Annotated in this window: 7 protein-coding genes and 1 pseudogene; 2 read left to right on the forward strand and 6 right to left on the reverse strand. The window is 35.6% G+C overall.

Annotated features, from left to right (window positions below; genetic code table 11):
* The first annotated feature begins 181 nt into the window (after positions 1–181).
* The gene (gpmA, locus tag ARSQ2_RS09275; RefSeq protein ID WP_181995124.1) at positions 182–934 is read left to right on the forward strand and encodes a 2,3-diphosphoglycerate-dependent phosphoglycerate mutase; all 753 of its coding nucleotides are present in this window, start codon (positions 182–184) and stop codon (positions 932–934) included.
* A gap of 331 nt (positions 935–1,265) precedes the next feature.
* On the opposite strand, the gene ARSQ2_RS09280 is transcribed toward gpmA, so the two are convergent.
* From ARSQ2_RS09280 to pnuC (ARSQ2_RS09295), 6 genes and pseudogenes are all read right to left on the reverse strand, one after another.
* Positions 1,266–1,688, reverse strand: a complete 423-nt coding sequence (locus ARSQ2_RS09280) for a transposase (protein WP_181995125.1) — start codon at positions 1,686–1,688, stop codon at positions 1,266–1,268.
* Positions 1,679–1,846, reverse strand: coding sequence for an IS630 transposase-related protein (locus tag ARSQ2_RS09285; protein ID WP_338078282.1), 168 nt, complete (start codon positions 1,844–1,846; stop codon positions 1,679–1,681). The genes ARSQ2_RS09280 and ARSQ2_RS09285 overlap by 10 nt, the downstream gene beginning before the upstream one ends.
* A 152-nt stretch (positions 1,847–1,998) precedes the next feature.
* Positions 1,999–2,932: pseudogene (gene aroG, locus ARSQ2_RS09290) on the reverse strand (3-deoxy-7-phosphoheptulonate synthase AroG); the annotation flags it as partial.
* Positions 2,933–3,002: 70 nt separating this feature from the next.
* Entirely contained in the window at positions 3,003–3,125 is a 123-nt protein-coding gene (locus ARSQ2_RS13810; RefSeq protein WP_255487672.1) for a hypothetical protein, read from the reverse strand.
* Positions 3,126–3,227: 102 nt separating this feature from the next.
* Positions 3,228–3,389 carry a nicotinamide riboside transporter PnuC gene (gene pnuC / locus ARSQ2_RS14980; RefSeq protein WP_420837768.1) on the reverse strand — a complete coding sequence of 54 codons (162 nt, stop codon included), beginning with the start codon at positions 3,387–3,389 and terminating at the stop codon, positions 3,228–3,230.
* 5 nt (positions 3,390–3,394) lie between these two features.
* Positions 3,395–3,808 carry a nicotinamide riboside transporter PnuC gene (gene pnuC, locus ARSQ2_RS09295; protein ID WP_255487674.1) on the reverse strand — a complete coding sequence of 138 codons (414 nt, stop codon included), beginning with the start codon at positions 3,806–3,808 and terminating at the stop codon, positions 3,395–3,397.
* 7 nt (positions 3,809–3,815) lie between these two features.
* Between pnuC (ARSQ2_RS09295) and ARSQ2_RS09300 the strand changes: the two genes are divergently transcribed.
* A partial coding sequence (locus ARSQ2_RS09300; protein WP_238334428.1) for an IS630 transposase-related protein occupies positions 3,816–4,002 on the forward strand: 187 nt, incomplete at its 3' end.

Genomic DNA, 4,002 nt, shown 5'->3' on the forward strand with positions numbered 1-4,002 from the left:
TAATAGAAATAATAGGCTATTTGACGGTGTCAAGCAGCTAATTTAATGACAGACGGGTTAAATCAGTATAGATCTTACCCAGCAATTTAAAAACTACCATCAGTTGTATTGGTATTCAGTTGCACGGATAATATAATAATTCAGATCTATTTTAATGAATGTACTAATAGGAGTTTAAACTATGGCAGTAACTAAGCTGGTTCTAGTAAGACACGGCGAAAGCGAATGGAATAAAGAAAACCGATTCACTGGTTGGACTGATGTTGAACTTTCCGATAAGGGCCGCGAAGAAGCAACAGATGCAGGCCAGCTATTAAAAAAAGAAAGTTTTGTTTTTGATTATGCTTATACATCCGTTTTAAAACGCGCTATTCACACCTTGTGGAATATTCTAGACCAAATAGATCAACAGTGGCTAATCGTCGAAAAAAATTGGCGGCTCAATGAACGTCATTATGGTGCTCTGCAAGGTTTAGATAAAGCAGAAACTGCAGCAAAATATGGTGACGATCAAGTTAAACTATGGCGTCGTGGTTTTGAAATTACACCACCAGAATTAACCAAAGATGACCCTCGTTACCCCGGTAATGATCCTCGTTATGCAAATTTGAACCCTTCAGAGCTCCCTGTCACTGAAAGTCTTGCTACCACAATTGAACGTGTTGTCCCCTATTGGGAAGAGGTGATTAAACCAAGAGTTGCTAAAGGTGAAAAAGTCATCATTGCTGCTCACGGTAACTCATTACGAGCATTAGTCAAGCATCTGGACAAGATGAGTGAAGACGAGATCCTTGAACTTAATATTCCAACCGCCGTTCCATTGGTCTATGAATTTGATGAAAATATGCAACCGATTAAGCATTACTATCTTGGTGATCAAGCTGAAATAACCGCTAAAGCAGCCGCAGTTGCTAATCAAGGTAAAGCGAAATAATCAAATTAAACTTTATAAGTATAAGGCCACTTTGTGGCCTTATTAAGCATTAATTAGTTGCTCTTTTCACGACGGATCCGAACCGCATCTGCTAAACGATATAATAATTTTTCACTATCTTGCCAACCAATAACAAGCGTCTGTCACACTTTTACCATACGCAATCGGTTTATCAGTAGGTATAAGCTAAGCGACTTAATTTTGATTACACCATATTGAGTGCGAAAAAAATATCTGTGTCGGTGTCGCATCCGAGCGCCCTTTTTTTACATTTAGCTTGTGCTCATTTATGTTCAATTGGATTAAGATCTGGCGAATAGGTACGCAAATATTACATTATATGCCCGGCATCGATGATGACTTGTTGAATACTCTGTTTCTTGTGAAAAGTTGCATTATCCATCATGATTACACTGTTTTTAGGAAGTACTGGGATAAGGACTTGGGTGACCCATGCATAGAAAACATCGCCGTTAATATTGATATCAAATAATCCGATAGCAAACAGTGTTATGCCCAATAAAGCGCCGATAACATTTGTTCTTCCTTTAACTCCCCAGTTTTTGAGACTAACACACCGTTGACCTTTCGGGGAATAGCCGTGAGTCCGCGGGGTATCGTGTGAAAAACCACTTTCATCAATAAAAACAATATGCTTGCCTTCTTTTTCATACTGTTGTTTTTTGTTGAAACGTTTGTCGAGTGTTTTCGTCGGCTTTCGGATGACGTAGAGTTTTTTATAGGTCAATCCCATTTTTTAAGAGCTTGCCAAATGGCTTTCTGACAAACGCCAAAACGCTCTGTACGCTCTTTTTGGTAAGCATCTGGATATTGTTCAACATCTTTTATCAACTCGGATTTATCGATTTTTCGCTGACGCGTAGTTGATGCTTTTGGCTCTATTTGATTAATCTAACGCGATACAGATGCACAGCCAATCTGAAATTGCTTCGCTGTTTTTCGGATACTCAACGGTTTTTCTTCTATCGTAAATATTACTTTACGTCTAAAATCAATTGAATAGCTTATATAAATAATGTCATCAAAATTAAGTCGCTTAGCTATATATCTTCATTTCCCTCTAAAAGATGACTTTCAAGCATCACCTCAATGATTGCTTTTTTACCTTGACGTATTTGATTAGCAACATTTCAGCCACTTCAAGATGCTTTTTATACTGTTTATAACAATTTGCATGACTAAAATCAATCATAATTTGGGCTGATAAGCCTGATTTTTCCAAACTCTCTTTAACGGCTTGTATATCTGATTCACTATAGTTAGGCTTTTTAGCGCCGCGCATAATAATATGGCAATCGTCATTACCGATAGTATTTACAATTGCTGAATGCCCCAATTTGGTAACCGATAAAAAACAGTGAGCAGCTTTAGCAGCATTAATTGCATCAATAGCCACTTTTATTGTTCCGTCGGTACCATTTTTAAAACCTAACGGGCAACAAAGACCAGATGCTAATTCACGATGTACCTGAGATTCAGTAGTGCGTGCACCAATTGCTCCCCAACTAGTAAGATCTGCAACATATTGCGGAGTGATCATATCAAGAAATTTACCGGCAGTTGGTAAAGCTAAGTCATTAATAGTTAAAAATAAATTACGTGCAATACGCAATCCTTGATTAATATCAAAACTGTTATCCATAAAAGGATCATTAATTAAACCTTTCCAGCCAACAGTAGTACGCAGTTTTTCAAAATAAACACGAATAACAATTTTTAACTCATTCTTCAATTCATCATGAATTTTTTTAGTTTTTGGGCATGTTCAATGGCTGCTTTAGGGTCATGAATTGAACATGGGCCAATAACGACCAAAAGTCTATCATCGTTACCAGTTAGAATTTGATGTATTGATTCACGAGCTGTTTGAACTGTCAAAGCGGCTTTATCTGTTGCCGGAAATTTTTCTAATAAGGCAACTGGAGGTAATAACTCTTTAATCTGTTTAATTTTGATGTCATCATTCTTATAAGTCATCTTTCTGCTCAATGTATAGCTCTTTAGCCAGTATATTCTCTAAAAATAAAAGATGAACTCAATTTAACCTCTAGTGATAAAAGTGTAAATATGTACTCATACTTATATAGCTAAGCGTTTTAATTTTGATTACAAAAATATATGTTTTTCTCCAATATAAATTTACTGATATAGAGTAATTACTTGTAATCATTTTAAAGTCGCCTAGCTATATTATAAATGTTTAATGGCAATATATAATATAAAAATTTTTAATATTTTTAAAATCATACTGTTATACCAATGTAAATAACTATTAACCTGCTAAAAATATTGAACCATTTTCTTTAGCTGACCGAGCCCAAAGGCGAAAACCATTGATTGAAATAGCAAGTAGCATCAAATATTCAAATGACATCGCTAAAACACCTTGCAAGTAGAAAATAACAACACTAATAACATTGATAATGATCCACACAGTAACTAGCTTTCAGCATACTGTCGTGTCATTAATATCATCGCAATAATTGATAATACGATCATGGTTGAATCCCAAAAAGAAAATACATCGGGTTCTATTTGTACAGGTTCAAGATAAAAACCTAATAAATGAGCAATGTCCCAAGTGACGTGGGCAAGAAAAATAAACACTTTATCAATGTTAAAACTTAATAGCAGCGTTAAAATAATGGCGATAAATAGAGTTACCACTACTTTAGAAAAACTCATCCAGCGGATCTTGAGACTTGCTTCATGATAAGCATCTACTCGACTCCAAGCATACCAACCATAGGTATTCGCTGCGAAAAAGAAAATTTGTAACAACAAGCTTGCATACAATTGTATTTGAAAAAAGATAACCGCAAATATAGCTAAGCGACTTAATTTTGATAACATTATTTATATGAGCTATTCAATTGATTTTAGACGTAAAGTAATATTTACGATGGAAGAAGAAGGGTTGAGTATCGGAGAAACAGCGAAGCAATTTCGGATTCGCTCTGCATCTGTATCGCGTTGGATTAATCAAATAGAGCCAAAAGCATCGACTACGCGTCAGCGAAAAATCGATAAATCCGAGTTGATAAAAG

The organism is Arsenophonus endosymbiont of Bemisia tabaci Q2 (genome assembly GCF_902713415.1).
Lineage (GTDB): Bacteria > Pseudomonadota > Gammaproteobacteria > Enterobacterales > Enterobacteriaceae > Arsenophonus.

Excerpts from the sequence above, each read along its gene's own strand:
- pnuC (WP_255487674.1), bottom strand. The coding sequence starts at position 3,808 with ATGTTATCAAAATTAAGTCGCTTAGCTATATTTGCGGTTATCTTTTTT.
- gpmA (WP_181995124.1), top strand. The coding sequence starts at position 182 with ATGGCAGTAACTAAGCTGGTTCTAGTAAGACACGGCGAAAGCGAATGG.
- ARSQ2_RS13810 (WP_255487672.1), bottom strand. The coding sequence starts at position 3,125 with ATGATTACAAGTAATTACTCTATATCAGTAAATTTATATTGGAGAAAA.
- ARSQ2_RS09280 (WP_181995125.1), bottom strand. The coding sequence starts at position 1,688 with ATGGGATTGACCTATAAAAAACTCTACGTCATCCGAAAGCCGACGAAA.